Source organism: Hymenobacter edaphi, assembly GCF_003258365.1.
GTDB lineage: Bacteria > Bacteroidota > Bacteroidia > Cytophagales > Hymenobacteraceae > Solirubrum > Solirubrum edaphi.
Genome location: NZ_QHKM01000004.1, coordinates 25,243 through 45,238 on the forward strand (window position 1 = coordinate 25,243; position 19,996 = coordinate 45,238).

Here is a 19,996-nt window from a genome sequence, read left to right on the forward strand (position 1 = left end):
TACGGAATGTTTTGCGCAAATGCTTGTTACCCTTAATGTTTCAGGGCAAACCGTACTGGGGCTTAGCCTCGTAGGTTAGCCGAACAAATCGAAAAGCCCTTGCGTTCTGCTGCTGGCCCGCTGTTTTTCCCCGGGCTTTATCCCCGCCGACCTCCGCTTATGAAAACCGCCTCCCTGCTCCTTAGCCTGCTGTGCCTGACCACCTTGCCGGCCTGCTCGCAGAACCGGAAAACGGCCGAACCCACCGGCCCCAACCCGCCCAACGCCAAAGTCACCGGCCAGACGGCCGCCACCAAAGATTATCCCAAGGCCCAGCCCGTGACCGGCAAGCCCGACGAGTTTCCCATTCGCAAAACCGATGCGCAGTGGAAAGCCCAGCTCACGCCCGATCAGTACTACATCCTGCGCCAGCAGGGCACCGAGCGGCCCTTCACCGGCAAGTACCACGACAACCACGAGTCGGGCCGCTACTACTGCGCCGCCGACCACAACCTGCTGTTCTACAGCACCGAGAAGTTTGAGTCGGGCACGGGCTGGCCGAGCTTCTGGGCGCCGGCCACCAACCAGAGCGTGAAAGTGACCGGCGACAACTCGCTGGGCATGAGCCGCGACGAAATCCTGTGCGCCAAGTGCGGCGGCCACCTTGGCCACGTGTTCAACGACGGCCCCAAGCCCACCGGCCTGCGCTACTGCATGGACGGCAACGCACTGGTGTTCGAGAAAAGCAAGTAACCGCCTGAGCGCTCCTGCAAGCAGCCGCCCCGCCCGGAAAATCCCGCGTTTTCCGGGCGGGGCGGCTGCTTGCAGGAGCGCGGCTGTACCCAACGGCGCCATGTTTCCCGAGCTAGGAATTCGGCTTTTGTAGCGACCTTGTCGGTCTGTATTTCACCCAGCTGCCGATGCGCTACCTGCTGCTTACCGGGTTTGGGCTGTGGCCGGCGACTTTGCTGGCGCAGTCCGACGACGCCGGCCGTATGCCGGCTGCACCGTTGCGCCTCGACTCGCAGCAGGCCTGGCTGCGCCGCCCGGCCCTGCCCGATACCACCCGCGTCAAGCTGCTGTTCACCATCAGCAAGACCTACCTGCAGACCGATCTGGACAGTGCGCGCACCTACGCCGCCCGGGCCGCCGCCCTGGCCCGGCGCACGGGCTTCCGCTGGGGCTTGGTGCGGGCGCTGAACAACCTGGGCGCCGCGTACTATTATCAGTCGGATTTGCCGGGCGCGCAGCGCACCTTCGAAGCAGAATTGCGGGCGGCGCGGCGCCCCGCCGACCAGCTGTACGTGGGGCACGCCTACCTGGGGCTGGGCAACGTGGCCTCGGATCTGGAGGATATCGCGCAGTCGCGGCGCTACTACGAGCAAGCCCGGAAAGCCTACGCGGCCTGCCGGCCCCGCAACGTGCGCGGCGAGCTGCTGGTGCTTCATAACCTGGCCAACTCCTACCTGCCCGACAGCGAAGAGGCTGGGCCGCCCAAACCAGAGGACCTGCTGCGGGCCCGGCGGCTGGCCATCCAGGGCCTGCGGCTGCTGAATCGGCCCGATTCGCCGCTGGGCACGCACTTGCGACTGTTGCTCGGCACTGTGCAGCAGCTGCTGGGCCGGCCCGATTCGGCTGCGGCCAACTGGCAGCACGTGCTGCGGGTGAGCCGCACCCACCCCGATTTGCAGGTCCAGAGCGAGGCCTGGCTGCACTTGGCCGAGCTGGCCCGGGCGCAGGGCCGCCTGCCGCTGGCGCTGGCCCGCACCGAGCAGGCCACGGACCTGATGCGCCAGGTAGGGGAGCTGGAGGTGCTGAGCAAGGCGTTGAATATCAAGGCTCAGCTGATGGCTGCGCTGCGCCTGCCCGGGGCCTACGACACTCTGCGCACCTACACGGTATTGCGCGATACGCTGCTGCGACAGGCCAGCTTGGCGGCCGTGGCCTCGGCCCAGGCCCGCTTTGCCGTGGCCGAGCAGCGCACCCGCGTCCGGCAGCTGGAGCAGCAGCGCCGCATCGCGGAGCTGGAGCAGCAGCAGCGCACCGTGCGCAGCCGCCTGCTGCTGGGCGGGCTGGGGGCGGGGCTGCTGCTGCTGGCCGGCGGGGCCTTCTGGGCCTACCGCCGCCGCCAGCAGCGCCGTGAGGCCGCCCTGCGCCGCCAGCTGGCCGCCGACTTGCACGACGACGTGGGCGGGCTGCTTTCGCGTATTGCCCTGCAAACCGACCTGATGCAGGAAGGCCTGGGCGCCCCCGAGCTGCGGCAAACCCAGCTGGCCGAGGTGGCCGACAACAGCCGCCTGGCCGTGCGCCAGCTCAACGACGTGGTGTGGAGCCTCGACGCGCAGAACGACTCGGTGCCCAACCTGCTCGACCGCCTGCGCGACTACGCCCACGAGGTGCTGGTGCCCACCGGCCGCGACGTGCGCTTCCTGGCCGACGAGGCTCCCGGCGCCAGCCCCGAGCTGTCGGCCCCGGCGCGGCGCGGGCTCTACCTGATCTACAAGGAAGCCCTGCACAACATCCTGAAGTACGCCCCGCTCGACGCCACCGTGACCGTGGCCCTGCACCGCACCCCCGACGGGGTACAGCTGGCCGTGGTCAACAGCGGGCCGCCGGCGACGGTGACGCGCGGCTCGGGCCACGGCCTGCGCAACATGCGCGAGCGGGCCGCTGCCCTGGGCGGCACCGCCGCCACCGGCCCCGAGCCCGGCGGCGGCTTCGGCGTGCGGGTGCAGGTGCCGGGCTAGGGCAATAAGCCCGTTAGCCTGACGAAAGAAGGACCTGGCTCGTGCCCTGCACCGCCGCTCCAAGCGAAGAGCGGATAGATGGTTTTGGCACCAACGGAAAAGCGCCACCAACGCCCAATGGGCAGGGCCAGGCAGCCGCGGTAGCAGACGTCGGCCGGTTATTGGGGGCGGCAGTGCCGGGTGAGCAAAAAGGCTTTGGTCCGCGCTGGATGCGCGAGTTGCTCCGGGCGGCGGGACTTTGCCAGGCGCTACCCGCTCCGCATTCTTGTCGCATCATCATGCGCTATGGCGGCGCCCTGCCGCCCGGTACCTTCGTGCCATGTCTACTGCTCTTGCCATCATCGAGGATGATCCGTCGATTCGTCAGTCCTACGTGACGTACCTGTGCGCCCAGCCCGAGTTCGAGTGCGTGCTGGTGGCCGGCTCGGTGGAGGAGTTTCTGGACCTGCTGCCCACGGCCGCCCGGCCACCCCGGCTGGTGCTGTCCGATATCGGCCTGCCGGGCCTGACGGGCATCGAGGGCGTGACGCGCATCCGGCGGGTGCTGCCCAAGGCGGAGGTGGTACTCATTACCGTGTTTGCCGAGCCGGAGCGACTGTTGCAGGCCCTGTGCGCCGGGGCCGTGGGCTACCTGCTCAAGAGCACCATGCTGCGCGACGTGAAAGCGGGCCTGCTGGAAGTGCTGGACGGCGGCTCGCCCATGTCGCCGGCCATTGCGCGGCACATCGTGCGCCACTTTCAGCCCCTGCCGGCCCCGGCCGAGGTGCTCACGGCCCGCGAGCTGCAGCTGGTGCAGGCCATTGAGGAGGGGCTGAGCTACCGGCTGGTGGCCGAGCGGCTCGGCATCAGCATCAACACGGTGCGCACCTTCATTCGCCGCATCTACGACAAGCTGCAGGTCAATTCCAAGGCCGAGCTGCTGGCCCGCCACCGGGGGCCGGCGGGAAGCTAGCCGGGCTGGTGTTGTCGCATCAACATGCGACAACACGGGTGGACGGAAGGACGGACCTTTGGGGCTACGCCACGCGGCTGACTGGCCGCCGGGGCCCACTGATCTGCCAACACACCTGCCATGCACCACCGTTCTTCTCCACTGCGTCACCTGTTTCTGCTGCTGGGGCTGCTGGCGTTTGCCGCGGCCACCCGCGCCCAGAGCGTAGGCGTGGGCACCGCTACGCCTAATGCCAAGGCCGCCCTCGATATCGTCAGCACCGACAAGGGGGTATTGGTGCCGCGCCTGACCCAGGCCCAGCGCACCGGCATTGCCGCCCCCGTGCCCGTGGGCCTGCTGGTGTACCAGACCGACGGCACCCAGCCCGGCTTCTGGTACTACGAAGCCGCTGCTGGCTGGACCGCCCTCAGCGGCGGGGGCAGTACCGGCGACAATCTGGGCGACCATGTGGCCACAACCAACCTCAACCTGAACGGCAACAAGCTGGTGGACGGTACCACCGCCCGCGCTATCCGCAGCGGCCTCGACCTCAGCCCCGCCGGCCTGCTCACCCTGGGCGCGGCTCGCACCAGCCCCGACTCCACCACCGGCCAGGGCGTACGCCTGCCCGACCTCGATCAGGACTTTATGCTGACCTCCCGCCGGTTCCGGGGCAAGACCAACCCGCTGAACGTATCCGGGGCCGGCGAGCGGCTGATGTGGCTTTCGTACTACAGCGCCTTCCGGGCCGGCGGCGTCACGGGCACCCGCTGGGACTACCCCAACGTGGGTAGCTACTCCGTGGCCTTCGGCCTCGACAACCAGGCTGGCAGCGACTACAGCGTCGCCTTCGGCTACAACAACCGCATCCGGGCCGGCGAAGGCACCTTCGCTATGGGCTACGACAACGAAGTCGTGCAGGGCTACTGGGGGGTGATGATGGGCCGCGAAAACGCCTACCGGGGCTACCACGGCCTGGTGGGCGGCTACCAGAGCAAGGTGCAAACCTCCACCTTTCTCTACGTCCCGTCGCTGGCCTTTGGCTACAGCAGCCAGGCCCGCTCGTCCCAGGGCAGCTGCTACGCCCTGGGCTATTACGCCCGCACCGGCGGCTACTACGGCTGCTTCGTGCTGGCCGATTACTCGCCGGTACAAAACAACGACCCGAACCGGCAGCAGGACTCCCTGGTCAGTACTAGCTACAACCAGTTCTCGGCCCGCTTTGCCGGGGGCTACCGCCTGTTTACCACCGCCGCCACCACCGCCAGCCAGGGCACGGCCGTGGGGGTGAAGCTCGACGCGGGCAGCAACGCCTGGTCCATTATTTCCGACTCCACCAAGAAGGAGCGCGTGGTGCTGGCCGATGGCAACCTGTTCCTGGCGCGCATCAACGGCCTGCGCCTGGGCTCCTGGAACTACCGCGGCCAGAGCCCCGACACCATGCGCCACTACGGCCCCATGGCCCAGGACTTCTACGCCGCCTTCGGCCACGACGGCGTCGGGCGCAGCGGCAACCCGACCAGCATCAACCAGGCCGACTTCGACGGGGTGAACCTTATTGCCATCCAGGCCCTGTACCGCCGCGTGCTACTGCTGGAAGCCGCCAACGCCCGCCAGCAGCAACTGCTGCAGGCCGGCGCGCCCGCACCCCGCGCTACGACCGCCGAGCTGGCCGAGCTGCGCCGTCAGAACGCCGCGCTGCAAAGCCGCGCCGCCCAGGCCGATGCCGACCACGCCGCCCTGCTCACCTTGCAGGCCCAGGTGGCTCGCCTGCTGAGCGAGGGTGCCCAGGCCCGGAAATAGCCGCCCTCCTTCGTCCCGGAGCGCCACCGCACCAGCGCCAGCCGAATCCGGCTGGCGCTGGTGGTTACGGGCCGGCCCGGCCGGCCCGCTGCACACACGCAACGTTGCGCCCCCGCAGCGGGCCGGCCGGGCGCCATCGGTCCAGGAGGAGCCGCAATTATGCGTCTCTGCACCGTCCGGGGTGGTCTTCAGCCATGCTAACCTGCGGCCTACCGGCGGCGCCGGGCCGCGGCCGCCGCGCCCACGCGCACGGTGAGGCGGTAGCGGCCTTCGCGGGGGCTTTGGTTGGTCAGGTTCAGGTAGCGGATGCCCAGGGCGGGGTCGTAGGGCAATTCGTGCCGCTCGCCGGGGCCGAGCAGGGCGGCCGCGGGCGGGCACACTTCGCCGGGCAGCACGCTCAGGCAGGCCCGGAAGGGCTCGGGGCCGGGGTTTTCGAGCACCAGCACGGTGCCGGCCGGGTCGTAAGCCGGGTCGAGGCCGTCGGGCAGGGCCGAAACGGTGCCGGATGCGGGCAGCCGGCCTTCCTGCCCGTTGGTACTGCGCACGGGGCGGCGCAGCATCTCCTGGGGAAAGTAGCTCTGGCAGCGTTTGGGGTCGGTGGGAAAGGCCAGGGCCACCGTTTTCACGCAGAGCGTGAGGGCCAGGGTGTATTGCTTGCGCACGTTCTGCACGCCGGTGCGGCCCTGGTCCACGGCCTGCTGCTTGCTGCTCGCGTTGGTCCGGGCCGCGTCGAATTCTTCGTACAGGGTGCGGTAGCGCTGCACCTCGAACTCCTCGGTCAGCTCCTTCTGAAAGTCGGTACCGCCCTTAATAACGCGGTTGAACAAAGTGTCAGCGTTTTTCAGGTTGGCGTCGCGGTATTCCTTCAGGCCGTTGGGCAGCATCACACTGGTTAGCTCAGGGTGCTTGGTGGCGCGGTACTCGATGAGCTTCTGGTCCTGCTTCATGTAGTCGCCGAGCAAGGCCAGCTTGGCGTCGCGCAGCTCCACCGAACCGCCGCGCTGCGTGAGACCCTGGTCGGTGCGCTGGTGGTCAGCCTCCAGGTTTTTGCGCAGCGGCCGCAGCAGGCTGATGAGAGGCGTGAATTGCTCGTCTGGGTTGTCGCCGTTGAGGTTCTGCTCTACGGTCCGGCCGAATTTGAGCAGCCGTTCGGAGGTAATGTTACGGTCGTCGAAGTAGTCTTCGTCGAAAGTGGCAAACAGTTCGCGCATGGCGCAGTAGAAGTGAAGGGTTGAAAAAAGGTGAGATAAATGGCCTCACTTTTTACTGTGCCCGACGGCGGAAGCCGTGCCGCAAATGGCGGCGGCTTATCCTACACGCTAGTAGACCTGGCCACCGTTCGCGGCAGCGCCTACTAGCGCGTATTCCCTGTCGCCGCGAATAGCGGCAGCGTGTCCTACCCTGTAGTAGGCCTTGCCGCCAATGGCGGAAGCATAGAATAAGCTGTAGGAGAAGCTGCCGCCGTTCGCGGCAAGATTACCGGAGCGTCCGACCCTGCTGCCGTCAATGGCGGCAAGACACAGAAGCTACCCGCAACCGCCGCGACGGAGTGGCAAGAGCATCAGAAAAGAGAGGTAAGTGCCCGCCCGGTGTGCGGGGCGAGGGTAAGCGGATAGGGGCAGGTAACAACGTCCGACGTAAACCCTACAGCTGGTGCCGGTCTGCAGCCCGGCCGGACTATATAGTGCAGTAGACGATGGCAATATTTATAATGAAATCGAGTAATGCAATACCAATTGTTAATAATGCCGGCTGTTTATAGTAATGATTTTAGTGGTTCGCCGCCGTGGCCCCGGTGGCAGCGGTGACAGGGGCGCCGCCCGAGGCGGTTGCCCGGCAACAGCGGCCACCCGTTCGCCGGACCGCCGGCCGCGCCGGCTCCCGCATCCGGGCCGGGCTTGCGGCCGGCCGCGGCCCGGCCGCGCCGGCTGCCGCCCGTTCGGCGCGCAATCCACGGCCCGGCCCGGTGTCGTTTATGCGGCCAGGCCAAAGCATCTTTGTGGCTTCGGCTGTTACTTCAGCATCACCCGCCGCCTTTTTCGCATGCCCCAAGACCCCATTGCCGCCCTGCAGGCCCGCCTGGCCCCGGCCCGCCAACAGCTCGTCGACCACAGCGTGTACCAGTCCTTGCACACGCTCGACGACCTGCGCGTGTTCATGCAGCACCACGTGTTTGCCGTGTGGGATTTTATGTCCCTGCTCAAAGCCCTGCAGCGCGAGCTGACCTGCGTGACCCTGCCCTGGGTGCCCAAAGGCTCGCCCCGCACCCGCCGCCTCATCAACGAAATCGTGCTGGAAGAAGAAACCGACGTCGACCCCGAAGGCCGTCCCACCAGCCACTTCGAGCTGTACCTGCGCGCCATGCAGGAGTGCGGCGCCGACGTAGCCCCCGTGCAGCGCCTGCTCGACGCGCTGGCCCAGGGCCAGGACCTGGAGGCTGCCCTGGAGGCCGCCGACGCCCCGGCCAGCGTGCGCACCTTCGTGCGCCAGACCTTCGACGTGGTGGGCGGCGGCCAGCCCCACGCCGTGGCCGCCGCTTTCACCTTTGGCCGCGAAGACGTGATTCCCGACATGTTCCGCCACCTCGTCGGCGACCTGCGCCAGCGTTTCCCCGGCCAGCTCGACACCTTTACCTACTACCTCGACCGCCACATCGAGCTGGACGAGGAAGCCCACGCCCCGCTGGCCCAGCAGATGGTGCGCAAGCTGTGCCAGGACGACGCCCACAAGTGGCAGCAGGCCGCCGACGTGGCCGCCCGCTGCATGCAGGCCCGCGTGGCGCTCTGGGACGGCATCCGCGGGGCCCTGCCCGTGCCGGCCGGGGCGTAGCGCCCCAACTTCGGCGCCGCGCTTGCGTTGAGCAGAAGAGCCGCCGGGCACTAAGGCCGGGCCGCTTAGCCGCTGATGACTACCCCCCGATATCTGCCCCTGGCCGCGGCCGGCCTGCTGGCCCTGGCCCTGGGCGCCTGCACCGCCTCCGACAGCGCCGTCGAAACCGACCGCGCGCCCACCGAAATCCGCACCGATGCCGACCGGCAGGCCGCCTACAACCGGGGCGTGGGGGCAGGGGGCTCCGTGCCCGACGCTACGCCCTACCGCGTGCCGCAGGTGCGCGAGCAAGCCGCCGCTTCCGGGGGGCGGCAGCGCATCGAAACCATCAACACCAACGACCCGAACAACACCTCCCAGGAAACGCGCATGCGCCGCATCCAGGGCAACCCTAACATCACCACCACCGATACGCTGCTGAACCGCCGGCCCTAGGCCCGGCCCCCCAAACGCCGAAGCCGCCCCGGCCGGCCCCGCAGTGCGGGGCGGCCGGGGCGGCTTCGTGGTGCCAGCCGGGGCGGCTTAGATGTCGTTGACGGCCGGGGCGGTGTCGCTGGTGCCGTTGGGGCCGGGCGCGGCGGGGCGCTTGGCGGCCGGGCGGGCAGTGGTGGCGCGCGAGCGGTTGGTGCGGGCTGGCGCGGCGGGTTTGGCGGCTACCGGCGCGGCGGCCGGCGTGCGGCGCGGGGCCGGGCGGCGTACCGGGCGCGGGGCGGGCGTCTCGGCGGCCGGGGCAGCCGCGGAGGTGGGGGCGGGCTGGGCACCCGGCGCAGCCGGGGCCGCGCCGTTCAGCACCTGCTCAAACAGCTGCTGGGTTTCCTGCTCCAGCCGCAGCGAGGCCGCCGCCACCACTTCCTGGATCTGCGCCTTGGTTTCCTGGCGGATGCGCTTGCTGAGCTCCTTCACCCGCTTGTTGAGTTCCTTCTGCGCCTGCTTGGCGGCGGCTTTGGCCTGCTTTTTCTGTTCCTTTTTCGATGCCGCAGGGGCCACGAAGGCCGGCAGGTCGATGCTGGAATGGGCGGAGAGCGAAGCGGCTTTTTCCTGGGCTTTGGTGGCTTTGCGCTCGGCCTTGGCAGCCTTTTCCAGGGCTTTTTCTTCGGCTTTGGCGGCCTTGCGCTCCACTTTGCGGAGGGCTTTCTTGTCTTTCTGCAGCGGCGCGGCGTCGGCGCCGGATTGAGCAAGGGATGAGTCGGAGAGGGTAGGGGCGGCCATGGGAGGACGGGGGTTAGCTCGGTGTGGGTACTTGGACGCGCAAATCAAGGTAATTGTTATCAATTCGTTATGTTAAGTTTTTTGCACTTCGGCCGCCGCTCCTAACGCGCTGAACGCCGCAACTGTAGCCCAATCGTCCTTTCTTTGCGCTTTCAAATTTGAATTTGCCCGGCTGCCAACCCAACCCCGCGGCGGCCCGCGCTGTTTTCCTCTCCCGATGCAAACTGTTCCCCAACGTTATACCGTCACGGCGGCGCTGCCCTACGCCAACGGCCCGGTCCACATCGGCCACTTGGCCGGCGTGTACCTGCCCGCCGATATCTACGTGCGCTACCAGCGCGCCCAGGGCCGCGACGTGAAGTTTATCTGCGGCTCCGACGAGCACGGCGTGCCCATCACCATCCGCGCCCAGAAGGAAGGCGTCACCCCGCAGCAGGTGGTTGATAAGTACCACGCCATCATCCGCGACTCGTTCCGGGACTTCGGCGTGTCGTTCGACATCTACTCGCGCACTTCCAACGAAACGCACCGCCAGACGGCCTCCGACTTCTTTCGCAAGCTGTACGAGGCCGGGCAGTTCACCGAGCAGGTGTCGCAGCAGTACTACGACGAGGAAGCCCAGCAATTCCTGGCCGACCGCTACATCGTGGGCACCTGCCCCACCTGCGGCAACGAAAACGCCTACGGCGACCAGTGTGAGCGGTGCGGCTCTTCCCTGAGCCCCACCGACCTGATTTCGCCGCGCTCCATGCTTTCGGGCAACCAGCCGGTGCTGCGCGAAACCAAGCACTGGTACCTTCCGCTCGACCAGTACGAGCCCTGGCTGCGCGAGTGGATTGTGGAAGGCCACAAGCAGGACTGGAAAACCAACGTCTACGGCCAGTGCAAATCCTGGATCGACCAGGGGCTGCACCCCCGCGCCGTGACCCGCGACCTGGACTGGGGCGTGCCGGTGCCCGTCGAGGGCGCCGACGGCAAGGTGCTCTACGTATGGTTCGATGCGCCCATCGGCTACATCTCGGCCACCAAGGACCTCTTGCCCGACGGCGAGTGGCAGAAGTACTGGCAGGACCCGGGCACCAAGCTGCTGCACTTCATCGGCAAGGACAACATCGTGTTCCACTGCATCATCTTCCCCGCGATGCTCAAGGCCCACGGCGACTTTATCCTGCCCGACAACGTGCCCGCCAACGAATTCCTGAACCTGGAAGGCGACAAGATTTCGACCTCCCGCAACTGGGCCGTGTGGCTGCACGAGTACCTGCAGGACTTCCCCGGCAAGGCCGACGTGCTGCGCTACGTGCTCTGCGCCAACGCCCCCGAAACCAAGGACAACGACTTCACCTGGAAGGACTTCCAGGCGCGGAATAACAACGAGCTGGTCGCCAACCTCGGCAACTTCGTCAACCGCGCCGTGGTGCTGACCCACAAGTTCTTCGGGGGCCAGGTACCTGCCGCCGCCGAGCTGACCGCCGCCGACCAGGACGTTTACGCCCAGCTGGCTGAGTTTCCGCAGCGCGTCGGGGACCTGATCGAGAATTACCGCTTCCGCGACGCGCTCAACGAGCTGATGAACCTCACGCGCCTGGGCAACAAGTACCTGGCCGACATGGAGCCCTGGAAGCTCATCAAAACCGACGAGGCCCGCACCGGCACGGTCTTGCACGTGGCCCTGCAGCTGGCCGCCAGCCTCGTCACCTTGATGGAGCCCTTCCTGCCCGCCGCCTCCGCCAACCTGGGCCGGATGCTGAGCGTGGAGAAAACCGCCTGGACGGCCGCCGGCCACGCGGGCGCCCTGCCCGCCGGCCACCAGCTCGGCGAGGCCTTCCTGCTCTTCGACAAAATCGAGGACCAGACGGTGGAAGCTCAGGTGCAGAAGCTGCTCGACACCAAGCTGGCCAACCAGCTGGCCAACGCGCCCGTGCTGGCCGCCAAGGACAACGTGTCGTTCGAGGACTTCGGCCGCATGGACCTGCGCATCGGCACCATCCTCGCGGCCGAGAAAGTAGCCAAGACCAAAAAGCTCCTGAAACTCACCGTGGATACCGGCCTCGACAAGCGTACCATCGTGTCGGGCATTGCCGAGCACTTCACGCCCGAGCAGCTTGTAGGCCAGCAGGCGCTGGTGCTGCTGAACCTTGCCCCGCGCGAAATCAAGGGCATCGAAAGCCAGGGCATGCTGCTGCTGGCCGAAAACGCCGACGGCAAGCTCAGCCTGATGCAGCCCGGCCAGCCCGTACGCCCCGGTTCGTTCGTCGCGTAGAGGAAGATTCGGCCCGCCGTTGTTGCAAGCGAAGCAATAGGTCCTAGACAATGTGACGCCGACCGAATACTTCCCAACTAAAAACGACACCGCCCGAAACCTCAGATGCAGGGTTTCGGGCGGTGTCGTTTTCGGTTACTGCAAATGGGGCCGTCGTGCCGCCAGAGGAACGACGGCTGCGCTTCGCTCGCAATGCGGGGTGAGCCGGCTTACTTCACGTTCACCACGTTCATGGCCCGCTCGATGCCCAGCGTGCCGAAGGCCAGCACGGCGTCGGCGGCTTTTTCCAGGCGCAGCGGCAGGTCAATCAGCTCGTCGGCCGAGAAGGGGCTGAGCACGTAATCCACCTGCCGGCCCTTCGAGAAGCTGGAGTCGATGCCGAAGCGCAGGCGGGCGTACTCGTCGCTGCCCAGCGTTTCCTGGATGTGCTTCAGGCCGTTTTGCCCGCCGGCCGAGCCTTTCCCTTTCAGCCGCAGCTTGCCGAAGGGCAGGGCCAAATCGTCGGTTACCACCAGCAGCTGCTCCTTTTCCAGCTTCAGGGTGCTGAGCCAGTGCGCGGCGGCCTTGCCGCTCAGGTTCATGTAGGTGGTGGGCTTCACCAGCACGAAGGTTTTGCCCTTGTGCTTGATTTCGGTGGTGAAAGCATGCCGGCCCAGCGCCCAGGGCGCCGCCTCAAACTTGCGGGCCAGGTAGTCGCCCACCATAAAGCCCACGTTGTGCCGCGTATCAGCGTACTCCGGCCCGATGTTGCCCAGGCAGAGGATCAGAAACTTCATAGACCACGGATTCGACGGATTTTTCGGATTCCACGGATTTCGTGGCCGATTCCTCAGGCAACGTCGCCCATCCGTCTGGTTTAGGATGGTAAAATTATTCAAACAAGCACGAAAAAAGCCGCTCTGCGGACAGAGCGGCTTTTTCTGACGTGGGAATCGTTCGGAAAATCGAATCGTTCACAGAATCCGTGGAATCCGAAAAATCCGTCGAATCCGTAGTCCTTATTTCTCGGCTTGCATCTGGCCTTTGAGGGCACGCGGGATGGCAACCGTAGCAATGGGAGCCAGCTGGTTGGTCAGGATCTTGTAGTCGGTGGTTTCCACCTTGCTTACTTTGATCGACTTGCCCAGGCCCAGGTCCGAGATGTCCACCTTCACGTAGTCAGGCAGGTTCTCGGGCAGCGCCTGCACCTTCAGCTTGCGCAGTTTCGACACCAGTTTGCCACCGGCCAGTACGCCCGGCGAAACGCCCACGAACTGAATCGGAATGTCCATTTTCACCTCTTTGCCCTCCTGCAGCTGCAGGAAGTCCACGTGCAGCAGCATCTCGTTCACGGGGTGGAACTGCGCGTCTTGCACGATGGCGCGGTAGGTGTCGCCCTCCACGTTCAGGTCCACGATGTGCACCTCCGGGGTGTACAGCAGCTCGCGGAACAGGATGGCGGGCACGTAGAAGTGAATTTGCTCGCTGCCACCGTACATCACGCACGGTACATACGACTCCAGGCGCAGGCGCTTGGCTTCCTTCTTGCCGAGATTCGCTCTTTTAAACCCTACAATCTCCAGGCTTTTCATAAACTGGTGTTTGAAAAAGTGTGGCCTCTGGTAAAGACCTTGAAATGAAATCGTTCCACCCGGCTGGTAAGGCCGAAGGGGCCGCAAAGGTACGCGGAGAAATCGGGATTAAAAAGCAGCCCAAACAAAGCACCTCCACCACCCCGGCGGCGCTCCTCGTCGGCAGGCGTATCGGGCCCGCCCAACGAGAGTATCATCAGCAGCGCCAGAAGTAGGAAAAGGGCAACGCCAAGGCCAATCAAAGACAGGAGCAGCCGCAAGAAGCCCTGCCCGAACGAACGAGCGGCAAACACCCAGTTCAGCCCGACGCATAACGCCAAAAACAGGACCCCGGCAATGGCTAACACGATGTACGGTTCAGTCATGCCGGGGCCCGATGGAGGGACAATAGCTACGCTAACTCTATATAAAGAGCGAGCTGATCGACTCGTGCGACACCACGTTATGGATGGCGCGGGCGAAGAGGTCGGCCACGGAAATCACCTTGATCTTCGCGTTTTCCTCGCGCAGCGGAATGGTGTCGGTCGTAATCAATTCTTCCAGCGCCGAGTTGCGGATTCGCTCGTGGGCGGGGCCGCTGAGCACGGGGTGGGTGATGACGGCGCGCACCGAGGCCGCGCCGCGCTCCAGCAGCAGGTCGGCGGCCTTGCAGATGGTGCCGGCCGTGTCCACGATGTCGTCGACCAGGACCACGTTCATGCCCGTCACGTCGCCGATGACCTGCATGGAGGCAATTTCGTTGGCCCGCAGGCGCATTTTGTCGCAGACCACGATTTCGGCCCCGAACTTCTTGGCGAAGGCCCGGGTGCGCACCACGCCGCCCACGTCGGGCGAGGCGAAGATGAGGTTGTCGAGGTTGAGCGAGCGGATGTAGGGCGCCGTGATGGTCGAGCCGTCGAGGTGGTCCACCGGAATGTCGAAGAAGCCCTGAATCTGGCCGGCGTGCAGGTCGCAGGTCATCAGGCGGTCGGTGCCCACGCTCTGGATGAACTCGGCCACCACCTTGGCCCCGATGCTCACGCGGGGCTTGTCCTTGCGGTCCTGCCGGGCGTAGCCGAAGTAGGGCATCACCACCGTCACGTGCTTGGCCGAGGCGCGCTTGGCCGCGTCCACCATCAGCATCAGCTCCATCAGGTTGTCGGCCGGCGGGAAGGTGCTCTGGATCAGAAACACCTCGCAGCCACGCACGCTCTCGTTGAAGCTCGGGCCGATTTCGGAGTCGGCGAAGCGCTGGATGGTAAGGTCGCCGAGGGGCTGGCCGTAGGCGGCGGCAATTTTTTCGGCCACGTCGCGCGACGTGGTACCGGAGAAGATTTTGACCTGCGAGGACATGATGAGAAAGGGGGACTGAGTGAGCGAAGCAAGAAGCCGGCAGCCGCAAGGTAGGGGATGCACGCGCTAGAGGCTTGGTTCGCAGGCCACTCGGGCCCCGGACCACCGCTAGCGCGTGGGCCGACCCGCCGAAACCGGAAAAAGCAAAAGGCGCCGACTCCGCTCCGAAGAGGGGGCCAGCGCCTTTTTGGTTGTCCGACCAGGGCTCGAACCTGGACTTTCTTGAATCAAAATCAAGCGTGTTGCCAGTTACACCATCGGACAATTTCCCGCTCGGTTACCAGTGGTTGTGCCGTTTGGGTTTGCAAATGTAGGTAGGTTTTTGCTGCCTCCAAATTTCCGCCGAAAAAAAATTTCCACGAAACCCCCTCAGGACGCTCCAAACGGGCCTTTTTCCGGTGAGTGTCAGCGAGAAAAGTTTCTGCACTTTTTCGGCGGCGGGGCCGTTTGTTCGGGCGCTGATTGGTCCGTACTTTTGCGGCCTGAAACTGCTCTCATTCTCCCATATAAAGAACTGCAATGGCGAATACCGGCAAAATCACCCAGGTTATCGGCCCCGTCGTGGACGTGAGCTTCGCGGGTGAAGGCACCAAGCTTCCCAACATTCTCGACGCCCTCGAAGTCATCAAGGACAACGGCACGCGCGTAGTCCTCGAATGCCAGCAACACCTGGGCGAAGACCGCGTCCGCACCATTGCCATGGACTCGACCGACGGCCTGACCCGCGGCGCCGTGGTTACCGACCTGGGCACCCCGATCCAGATGCCGACCGGCGACGGCGTGCTCGGCCGTCTGTTCAACGTGGTCGGCCAGGCCATCGACGGCCTGCCCCAGCCTTCGGGCGTTGGCTCGCTGCCGATTCACCGCGCCGCTCCGCGCTTCGAGGACCTCTCCACCAGCACCGAGGTACTGTTCACCGGTATCAAGGTTATCGACCTGATCGAGCCCTACGCGAAAGGCGGTAAAATCGGTCTGTTCGGTGGTGCCGGCGTAGGCAAGACCGTACTGATTCAGGAGCTGATCAACAACATCGCCAAGGCCTACTCGGGTCTGTCGGTGTTTGCCGGCGTGGGCGAGCGTACCCGCGAAGGCAATGACCTGCTGCGTGAAATGATCGAAGCCGGCATCGTACAGTACGGCGAAGAGTTCATGCACGGCATGGAAAAAGGCGAGTGGAACCTCGACGCGGTGAACCTGGAAGGCATGAAGGAGTCGAAAGCCACCTTCGTGTTCGGCCAGATGAACGAGCCTCCCGGAGCCCGCGCCCGCGTGGCCCTGTCGGGTCTGACGGTAGCCGAGAACTTCCGCGACGGCGACGGCACCGGTGCCGGCCGCGACATCCTGTTCTTCGTCGACAACATCTTCCGCTTCACCCAGGCCGGTTCGGAAGTATCGGCTCTGCTGGGCCGCATGCCGTCGGCCGTAGGTTACCAGCCCACGCTGGCCACCGAAATGGGCGCCATGCAGGAGCGTATCACCTCCACCAAGCGCGGCTCCATCACCTCGGTGCAGGCCGTGTACGTGCCGGCCGATGACTTGACTGACCCGGCTCCGGCGACGACCTTCGCTCACTTGGACGCCACCACGGTACTGTCGCGTAAAATCGCCGAGCTGGGCATCTACCCGGCCGTTGACCCGCTCGACTCGACCTCGCGTATCCTCGACGCCAGCATCATCGGCGACGAGCACTACAACACGGCCCAGCGCGTGAAGGAGATTCTGCAGCGCTACAAGGAACTGCAGGACATCATCGCCATCCTGGGGATGGACGAACTCTCGGAAGAGGACAAGCTGGTGGTGTCGCGCGCCCGTCGCGTGCAGCGCTTCCTGTCGCAGCCCTTCCACGTGGCCGAGCAGTTCACCGGCCTGAAAGGCGTACTGGTGGACATCAAGGACACCATCAAAGGCTTCAACGGCATCATTGACGGTCTGTACGACCACCTGCCGGAAGCCGCGTTCAACCTGGTGGGCACCATCGAGGATGCCGTAGCCAAGGGTGAGCGTCTGATGGCGGAGGCCCGCTAATTTTTTAGTTGACAGTTGACAGTTGTCGGTTGTCAGTTCGAATGCAAAATCGGATTGGCACTGACAACTGACAACTAAAAACTGACAACTGACATGCGTTTAGAAATCATCACGCCGGACCGGAAGGTGTTCGAGGGGGAAGTTTCCTCGGCCGTGTTTCCGGGCGCTGCCGGCCAGTTTGAAGTGCTCAACAACCACGCGCCGATGATTGCCGCCCTGCAGGCCGGCGAGCTGCGCGTGACCAGCGCCACCGGCCGCGAGTCGTTCCAGGTGAGCGGCGGCGTGGTGGAAGTGCTGCGCAACAACGTGACGGTACTGGCCGAGTCGGTGCTGGCTTAGGTCGGCCCGTCGTAGCCCAAAGCGAAAAAAGCCGCTCCTGCCACCGCAGGAGCGGCTTTTTTTGTGCCCAAGCGCAGCAAGCAGCGCCGTTGTCGTATTGTTGCGGCGGATAACCGCCCCTGTCATGCCGCCCATCGACCCGCTCAACGCCATCGAAAACATCTACACGCCCCGGCAGCGGCACGTGCTGCTGGTTGCGTCCATCCTCGGGCTGGCCGGGCTGATGGTGTTCGGGCTGGCGCAGTACCTCACGGCGTTTCTGGCGGCGGGCATTCTGTTCGTGGTGTTCCGGCCCATCTGGGTGGCGCTGGTGCACCGGCGCCGCTGGAACCGCCGGCTGGTGACCATCGGCATCCTGGTGCTGACGGTGGTCGTGCTCGTCATTCCGTTTTACGCGCTCAGCTCCCTGCTCGTCAACCGGCTGGTGGCCTTCGTGCGCAACCCCGACCAGATTCTGCAGGTGCTGCACAAGCTGGAGCAGGCCACCGGCATCAAGATAACCGAGCAGCAGAACGTGCGCCAGCTGCTGCAGCAGGGCACCAGCGTGGTGAGCCGCTGGCTGACCACGCTGGCCAGCAGCGCCCTGAACGTGCTGGTGGTGGTGGGCCTGATGCTTTTCACGATGTACTACCTGTTTATGCAGGAAACGTACTTCCTGATCGGGCTGCGGCGCTACCTGCCGTTCCGCAGCGAAACGATGAACGAGCTGGGTGATTCGCTCAAGAACAACGTCAACGCCAACGTGCTGGGCCAGGCGCTGGTGGCCCTGGTGCAGGGCATCCTGACGGGCCTGACCTTGTGGCTTTTTCAGGTCCCCGACCCGCTGTTTTGGGGCGTGGTGGCGTTTTTTATGGCGTTTTTGCCGGTGCTGGGCACCCCGCTGGTGTGGGGGCCGGCGGCGCTGTACCAGTTTTCGCAGGGGCACAAGGGCGCGGCCATTGGCATTCTGCTGGTGGGCGTCATCGTCATCATCAACGTCGACAACCTGCTGCGCATTCTGCTGGCCAAGCGCATGGGCAACATTCACCCGCTGGTGACGCTGGTGGGGCTGGTGCTCGGGGTGGAAATCTTCGGCATCATCGGGCTGGTGGTGGGGCCGCTGCTGGTGTCGTATTTCCTGGTGCTGATGGAGGTGTTTCGGCGCGAAAACCGGGCGGCGCAGAAAAAGAAGCACCAGACGCCGCCGGACGGCAGCGGCGCCCCGGTCAGTAGTGGGTAAGCGCCGGGCCAGCGGCGGAAGGCGAGGCCGGAAAAGCGCGGCGCCGGCCGTAGCTTGCGGCACGACAGGCGCCGATGCAACGCGCCGCGCCGGCCCGGTGCCTTTGCCCGTCAACTTCCCGCCCCGATGACCTTTATCAACCCCAAAATCACGCCCATCTACCAAAGCTCGGTTTTCAAGTTTGAGGACCTGAACGAGCTGGATGCGTACTTCGCCGACACCAGCAGCCGCTACCTCTACTCGCGCAACGGCAACCCCAACTCCGACGAGCTGGCCGACGCCGTGAATCAGCTGGAAGGCGGCGCGGGCGCCGTGGCTACCTCCTCGGGCATGGCCACCATCTTCGCCGCTATTCTGGCCTACTGCCAGGCCGGCGACCATGTGCTGTGCGCGGCCGACATCTACGGCGGCTCGGCGGCCCTGCTCAACACCGAGCTGAGCCGCATGGGCATTGCGGTAACCTACGTGCCCTTCGAGCAGCTCTACGAGCTGGCGCCGCTATGCCGGCCCACTACCCGCCTGCTGCTGGCCGAAACCATGAGCAACCCGCTGCTGCGCGTGGCCGACCTCGGCCGTCTCGCCGCGCACTGCCACGCGCTGGGCCTGAAGCTGGTGGTCGACAACACCTTCGCCTCGCCCATGCTGACCCGGCCCCTGCAGCTCGGCGCCGACATCAGCCTGCACAGCGTGACCAAGTACATTGCCGGCCACAGCGACGTAACGGCCGGCGTAACCGTGGCCGCCGACGCCGAAGTGGCGGCCCGGCTCAAGCAAATCGGGGTGCTGTACGGCCTCACGCTGAGCCCGATGGAAAGCTGGCTGGCCGTGCGCGGCCTCAAGACGCTGCGCCTGCGCATGCGGGAACACAGCCACAACGCCCTGGCCGTGGCCACCATGCTGGCCGCGCACCCCGCCGTGCGGGAGGTGTATTACCCCGGTCTGCCTACACACGCCCAGCACGCACTAGCGGCCGAGCAGGGCGGTGGGCTGTTTGGCGGCATGCTCTCCTGCAAGCTGGCCGACGACCGGGAAGTGGTCAGCAACTTCATGCGCCGCACCGAGCGGTTCCCCTTCGCGCCTTCCCTGGCGGGCGTCGATTCGTCGCTGTCGTACCCGCTGGGCACTTCGCACCGGGCGCTGACCGCGGAGCAGCAGCAGGATTTGGGCATTACCACCGGGCTGGTGCGGCTGTCGGTGGGCATCGAGCCGGTGGAAGAGCTGCTGGCGGACCTGCGGCAGGCGCTGGAAAGCTAACTTGCCGGAAGCGTAATTGCCACGTCAATTTTGCCGCTGATGGACAAGGAAAGCGTAGCCACCGGTATTGCCCTGATAGTCGTGTGCGGCCTCGCGCTGCTGATAAGCTGGGTAACCAAATACCGCCCGCCCAGGCAAATCAACTGGCTGTACGGCTACCGCACGGCGCGCTCTATGCGCACGCCCGCTGCCTGGCACGAGGCCAACACTTACTTTGCCCGCTACTTCTGGCGACTGAGCCTGGGGCTGCCGGTGCTGGCCGTTGCCGTCTATTTTCTGGTCGACGGCGTCCGCGCCCTGCAGGTCGTGCTGGCCTGCTGGGTGCTGGGCCTGGTGGTGGGGGCGGTGCGCACGGAGCGCCGCCTGAACCAGCTTTTTGACGATGCTGGGCAGCTGCGCGGCGCAGAAACAAACGCGCAATCAGGGCCTTAGGCGAGGGTAGGTTTTATACTCCGTGTCGGTGCTTTTGTACTACCCGCGGGGATTTTTATACTG

General features: G+C 65.4%; 18 protein-coding genes and 1 tRNA gene. 12 read left to right on the forward strand and 7 right to left on the reverse strand.

Annotated features, from left to right (window positions below; genetic code table 11):
- Window positions 1–159 precede the first annotated feature (159 nt).
- From msrB to DLM85_RS13295, 4 genes are all read left to right on the forward strand, one after another.
- Window positions 160–732 carry a peptide-methionine (R)-S-oxide reductase MsrB gene (gene msrB, locus DLM85_RS13280; protein ID WP_111478604.1) on the forward strand — a complete coding sequence of 191 codons (573 nt, stop codon included), beginning with the start codon at window positions 160–162 and terminating at the stop codon, window positions 730–732.
- A 167-nt stretch (window positions 733–899) separates the two neighbouring features.
- Window positions 900–2,726 carry a tetratricopeptide repeat-containing sensor histidine kinase gene (locus DLM85_RS13285; protein ID WP_111478605.1) on the forward strand — a complete coding sequence of 609 codons (1,827 nt, stop codon included), beginning with the start codon at window positions 900–902 and terminating at the stop codon, window positions 2,724–2,726.
- A gap of 319 nt (window positions 2,727–3,045) precedes the next feature.
- Entirely contained in the window at window positions 3,046–3,678 is a 633-nt protein-coding gene (locus tag DLM85_RS13290) for a response regulator transcription factor (RefSeq protein WP_111478606.1), read from the forward strand.
- Window positions 3,679–3,798: 120 nt separating this feature from the next.
- Window positions 3,799–5,460 (forward strand): tail fiber domain-containing protein, encoded by a 1,662-nt coding sequence (locus DLM85_RS13295; protein ID WP_111478607.1) that lies wholly within the window; start codon window positions 3,799–3,801, stop codon window positions 5,458–5,460.
- Between the two features lie 209 nt (window positions 5,461–5,669).
- Here DLM85_RS13295 and DLM85_RS13300 read toward each other — a convergent pair whose 3' ends face one another.
- The gene (locus DLM85_RS13300) at window positions 5,670–6,671 is read right to left on the reverse strand and encodes a hypothetical protein (RefSeq protein ID WP_111478608.1); all 1,002 of its coding nucleotides are present in this window, start codon (window positions 6,669–6,671) and stop codon (window positions 5,670–5,672) included.
- 832 nt (window positions 6,672–7,503) lie between these two features.
- Here DLM85_RS13300 and DLM85_RS13305 point away from each other — a divergent pair.
- Together DLM85_RS13305 and DLM85_RS13310 are read left to right on the forward strand one after the other, a co-directional pair.
- Entirely contained in the window at window positions 7,504–8,289 is a 786-nt protein-coding gene (locus tag DLM85_RS13305) for a DUF3050 domain-containing protein (protein ID WP_111478609.1), read from the forward strand.
- 75 nt (window positions 8,290–8,364) lie between these two features.
- Window positions 8,365–8,724, forward strand: coding sequence for a hypothetical protein (locus tag DLM85_RS13310; protein ID WP_111478610.1), 360 nt, complete (start codon window positions 8,365–8,367; stop codon window positions 8,722–8,724).
- A gap of 87 nt (window positions 8,725–8,811) precedes the next feature.
- Here DLM85_RS13310 and DLM85_RS13315 read toward each other — a convergent pair whose 3' ends face one another.
- The gene (locus tag DLM85_RS13315) at window positions 8,812–9,498 is read right to left on the reverse strand and encodes a hypothetical protein (RefSeq protein ID WP_111478611.1); all 687 of its coding nucleotides are present in this window, start codon (window positions 9,496–9,498) and stop codon (window positions 8,812–8,814) included.
- 217 nt (window positions 9,499–9,715) lie between these two features.
- Here DLM85_RS13315 and metG point away from each other — a divergent pair, with 217 nt between their 5' ends.
- Window positions 9,716–11,761, forward strand: coding sequence for a methionine--tRNA ligase (metG, locus tag DLM85_RS13320; RefSeq protein ID WP_111478612.1), 2,046 nt, complete (start codon window positions 9,716–9,718; stop codon window positions 11,759–11,761).
- Between the two features lie 209 nt (window positions 11,762–11,970).
- Here metG and pth read toward each other — a convergent pair whose 3' ends face one another.
- The 5 genes from pth to DLM85_RS13345 all read right to left on the reverse strand — a co-directional run bounded on the left by pth (window position 11,971) and on the right by DLM85_RS13345 (window position 14,928).
- Window positions 11,971–12,537, reverse strand: a complete 567-nt coding sequence (gene pth / locus DLM85_RS13325; RefSeq protein WP_111478613.1) for an aminoacyl-tRNA hydrolase — start codon at window positions 12,535–12,537, stop codon at window positions 11,971–11,973.
- Window positions 12,538–12,759: 222 nt separating this feature from the next.
- Window positions 12,760–13,332 (reverse strand): 50S ribosomal protein L25/general stress protein Ctc, encoded by a 573-nt coding sequence (locus DLM85_RS13330; RefSeq protein ID WP_111478614.1) that lies wholly within the window; start codon window positions 13,330–13,332, stop codon window positions 12,760–12,762.
- Window positions 13,329–13,697 carry a hypothetical protein gene (locus DLM85_RS13335; RefSeq protein ID WP_111478615.1) on the reverse strand — a complete coding sequence of 123 codons (369 nt, stop codon included), beginning with the start codon at window positions 13,695–13,697 and terminating at the stop codon, window positions 13,329–13,331. The genes DLM85_RS13330 and DLM85_RS13335 overlap by 4 nt, the downstream gene beginning before the upstream one ends.
- A 37-nt stretch (window positions 13,698–13,734) precedes the next feature.
- Window positions 13,735–14,664: a ribose-phosphate pyrophosphokinase gene (locus DLM85_RS13340; RefSeq protein ID WP_111478616.1), complete on the reverse strand. Its 930-nt coding sequence runs from the start codon at window positions 14,662–14,664 to the stop codon at window positions 13,735–13,737.
- Window positions 14,665–14,852: 188 nt separating this feature from the next.
- Window positions 14,853–14,928, reverse strand: a tRNA-Gln gene (locus DLM85_RS13345).
- A gap of 255 nt (window positions 14,929–15,183) precedes the next feature.
- Between DLM85_RS13345 and atpD the strand changes: the two genes are divergently transcribed.
- The 5 genes from atpD to DLM85_RS13370 all read left to right on the forward strand — a co-directional run bounded on the left by atpD (window position 15,184) and on the right by DLM85_RS13370 (window position 19,933).
- Window positions 15,184–16,689, forward strand: coding sequence for a F0F1 ATP synthase subunit beta (gene atpD, locus DLM85_RS13350; RefSeq protein ID WP_111478617.1), 1,506 nt, complete (start codon window positions 15,184–15,186; stop codon window positions 16,687–16,689).
- Between the two features lie 93 nt (window positions 16,690–16,782).
- Window positions 16,783–17,028 carry an ATP synthase F1 subunit epsilon gene (gene atpC, locus DLM85_RS13355; RefSeq protein ID WP_111478618.1) on the forward strand — a complete coding sequence of 82 codons (246 nt, stop codon included), beginning with the start codon at window positions 16,783–16,785 and terminating at the stop codon, window positions 17,026–17,028.
- A 124-nt stretch (window positions 17,029–17,152) separates the two neighbouring features.
- Window positions 17,153–18,247, forward strand: coding sequence for an AI-2E family transporter (locus DLM85_RS13360; protein ID WP_243635955.1), 1,095 nt, complete (start codon window positions 17,153–17,155; stop codon window positions 18,245–18,247).
- Window positions 18,248–18,373: 126 nt separating this feature from the next.
- A complete protein-coding gene (locus DLM85_RS13365) occupies window positions 18,374–19,501 on the forward strand; it encodes a trans-sulfuration enzyme family protein (RefSeq protein ID WP_111478619.1) in 1,128 nt (375 codons plus the stop codon).
- 39 nt (window positions 19,502–19,540) lie between these two features.
- Entirely contained in the window at window positions 19,541–19,933 is a 393-nt protein-coding gene (locus DLM85_RS13370) for an SdpI family protein (protein WP_111478620.1), read from the forward strand.
- The last annotated feature ends 63 nt before the right edge of the window (window positions 19,934–19,996 follow it).

Bases quoted from the DNA above. Each gene is read 5' to 3' on its own strand.
- atpC (WP_111478618.1), top strand. From the start codon at position 16,783: ATGCGTTTAGAAATCATCACGCCGGACCGGAAGGTGTTCGAGGGGGAA.
- DLM85_RS13365 (WP_111478619.1), top strand. From the start codon at position 18,374: ATGACCTTTATCAACCCCAAAATCACGCCCATCTACCAAAGCTCGGTT.
- DLM85_RS13285 (WP_111478605.1), top strand. From the start codon at position 900: ATGCGCTACCTGCTGCTTACCGGGTTTGGGCTGTGGCCGGCGACTTTG.
- pth (WP_111478613.1), bottom strand. From the start codon at position 12,537: ATGAAGTTTCTGATCCTCTGCCTGGGCAACATCGGGCCGGAGTACGCT.
- DLM85_RS13295 (WP_111478607.1), top strand. From the start codon at position 3,799: ATGCACCACCGTTCTTCTCCACTGCGTCACCTGTTTCTGCTGCTGGGG.
- DLM85_RS13310 (WP_111478610.1), top strand. From the start codon at position 8,365: ATGACTACCCCCCGATATCTGCCCCTGGCCGCGGCCGGCCTGCTGGCC.
- DLM85_RS13290 (WP_111478606.1), top strand. From the start codon at position 3,046: ATGTCTACTGCTCTTGCCATCATCGAGGATGATCCGTCGATTCGTCAG.
- DLM85_RS13335 (WP_111478615.1), bottom strand. From the start codon at position 13,697: ATGACTGAACCGTACATCGTGTTAGCCATTGCCGGGGTCCTGTTTTTG.
- DLM85_RS13300 (WP_111478608.1), bottom strand. From the start codon at position 6,671: ATGCGCGAACTGTTTGCCACTTTCGACGAAGACTACTTCGACGACCGT.
- msrB (WP_111478604.1), top strand. From the start codon at position 160: ATGAAAACCGCCTCCCTGCTCCTTAGCCTGCTGTGCCTGACCACCTTG.
- DLM85_RS13315 (WP_111478611.1), bottom strand. From the start codon at position 9,498: ATGGCCGCCCCTACCCTCTCCGACTCATCCCTTGCTCAATCCGGCGCC.
- DLM85_RS13340 (WP_111478616.1), bottom strand. From the start codon at position 14,664: ATGTCCTCGCAGGTCAAAATCTTCTCCGGTACCACGTCGCGCGACGTG.
- DLM85_RS13330 (WP_111478614.1), bottom strand. From the start codon at position 13,332: ATGAAAAGCCTGGAGATTGTAGGGTTTAAAAGAGCGAATCTCGGCAAG.
- metG (WP_111478612.1), top strand. From the start codon at position 9,716: ATGCAAACTGTTCCCCAACGTTATACCGTCACGGCGGCGCTGCCCTAC.
- DLM85_RS13370 (WP_111478620.1), top strand. From the start codon at position 19,541: ATGGACAAGGAAAGCGTAGCCACCGGTATTGCCCTGATAGTCGTGTGC.
- atpD (WP_111478617.1), top strand. From the start codon at position 15,184: ATGGCGAATACCGGCAAAATCACCCAGGTTATCGGCCCCGTCGTGGAC.
- DLM85_RS13360 (WP_243635955.1), top strand. From the start codon at position 17,153: ATGCCGCCCATCGACCCGCTCAACGCCATCGAAAACATCTACACGCCC.
- DLM85_RS13305 (WP_111478609.1), top strand. From the start codon at position 7,504: ATGCCCCAAGACCCCATTGCCGCCCTGCAGGCCCGCCTGGCCCCGGCC.